The sequence below is a fragment of the Mesorhizobium sp. M7A.F.Ca.CA.003.01.2.1 genome (genome assembly GCF_003998945.1).
Taxonomy (GTDB): domain Bacteria; phylum Pseudomonadota; class Alphaproteobacteria; order Rhizobiales; family Rhizobiaceae; genus Mesorhizobium; species Mesorhizobium ciceri.
Window position 1 is genome coordinate 1 of sequence record NZ_RZRA01000993.1, and the last position, 1,984, is coordinate 1,984.

2 protein-coding genes are annotated in these 1,984 nt (G+C 64.3%); both read right to left on the reverse strand.

Annotated features, from left to right (window positions below):
* Positions 1-75 precede the first annotated feature (75 nt).
* On the reverse strand, positions 76-798 hold the full coding sequence (locus EN969_RS28740) for an HAD family hydrolase (protein ID WP_127419610.1): 723 nt from the start codon (positions 796-798) through the stop codon (positions 76-78).
* 5 nt (positions 799-803) lie between these two features.
* Positions 804-1,984: glucose-6-phosphate isomerase (gene pgi / locus EN969_RS28745; RefSeq protein ID WP_127419611.1), on the reverse strand; the 1,181-nt coding region annotated here is incomplete at its 5' end.

The window sequence follows — 1,984 nt, forward strand, 5'->3', positions numbered from 1 at the left end:
TCCATGGACTGCTCCCCCATCTCGGCCATTGGCAGAAAATCCCGAGGTGAATCGAGTTTGACCTAGCCTTTCCCGTCAGATCGTCTCCCTGACCCGCGCCGAGAGAAAATCCGGCAGGTCGGCGACCGAATCCAGAACCACATCGGCAATGCCGGCCAGCGATTCGCGGGTGCCGGTGCCGGAGAGCACGCCGGCCGCCAGCCCGCAGCCGCCGGCACGTGCCATTTCGAGGTCGTGCCGGTTGTCGCCGACCATGGCGATTTCCGCCGGCTTGAGGCCGGTGAGATCGCTAAAGGCCTGGATGGTGTCGGGCGCCGGCTTCGGATTGGCCACCGCGTCGTAGCCATAGGCCGCGTCGAACAATTGAGCGACGCCGAGCGTGACCAGCGTCTTTTCCGCGCCGCTGGTCGAATCGTTGGTGGCGACGCCAAGCCGGTAGGATTTCCTGTGCAGTGCCGTCAGCGTATCGACGATGCCCGGCAGCGCCACGGCCATCGCCGAGCCTTGTACGGAGGTGATCTCGTTGAAGCGGGCAACCGCAAGCATCTGATCCTCGTTGGACAGGCGTGGGAACCACAATTCGACGACGTCGAGATTGGTGCCGGAGGCAAAGATGGAGTCCGGCTTGAAACGCTTGTTGGCGAAATCGAAGCCGGCAGCGGCCAGCAGCCTGTCGGCTTTCCAGCGATCGCCTTCCGACGCATCCATGGCCATGAAGTCGGCAACGCCGAGCCAGGTGGCGTTGAAGTCGACAAGCGTGCCGTCCTTGTCGAACAATATTCCCTTGATGTCTGCCAAGCTTTTCACTCCGAGCCACGCAAATGCTGGATGAATCCCACAAGGCCAGCGGTCGATGCATCCCGATTGGCGGCACTTTCCTTGCCCTCCACGACAGGCAACAGGCCGGTGGCCAGTTCCTTGCCGAGTTCGACGCCCCACTGATCGAAGGAGTTGATGTTGAACAGCGTGCCCTCGACGAAGACGCGGTGCTCGTAGAGCGCGATCAGCCGGCCGAAGGTGCGCGGGTCGAGCTTTCTGTAGAGGATGGTGACCGAGGGACGGTTACCCGAGAAGACGCGGTGCGGCGCGATCTTGTCGACCTCGGCCGGCTTCATGCCCTTGGCCAGCATCTGGGCGCGCGCCTCGTCCAGCGTGCGGCCCTTCATCAGCGCTTCCGACTGCGCCAGGCAGTTGGCGAGCAGCAGATCATGCTGGTGCTTGAGATCGGGCTCGTGGCCGACGGCCGCGGCAAGGAATTCGACCGGGATGAAATCGGTGCCCTGGTGCAGCAGCTGGAAGAAGGCATGCTGGCCGTTGGTGCCGGGCTCACCCCAGACCAGCGGTCCGGTCGGCGTCGTCACCGCCGTGCCTTCGAGGGTGACGCTCTTGCCGTTCGATTCCATGTCAAGCTGCTGCAAATAGGCCGGCAGCCTGGACAGGCGCTGGTCGTAAGGGATGACGGCGCGCGCCGGGTAACCGCAGATCACGCGATGCCACCAGCCGACCAGTCCCAGCAGCGCCGGCAGGTTCTCCTGCACCGGCGCGGTGCGGAAATGCTCGTCCATCTCATGCGCGCCATCAAGGAAGGCGCGAAAATTCCGCGGGCCGACAGCGATCATCACCGGCAGGCCGATGGCACCCCAGAGCGAATAGCGGCCACCGACCCAGTCCCAGAAGCCGAAGACGCGATCGGGCGCGATGCCGAACTTGGCCACCAGGTCGAGCGCGGTCGAGACGGCGGCGAAATGCTTGCCGACCGCTTCCTTGCCGAGCGCCTTCTCCACCCAGTCGCGCGCCGTCTGCGCATTGGTCATCGTCTCGACGGTGGTGAAGGTCTTGGAAGCGATGATGAAAAGCGTGGTCTCGGCGGAGAGGCCCTTCAGCGTGTCGTGGATATGGGCGCCGTCTATGTTGGAGACGTAATGCGCGCGCGGCCCGTCATGATAGGGCGCCAGTGCCAGCGTCGCCATGGCGACGCTGGCAC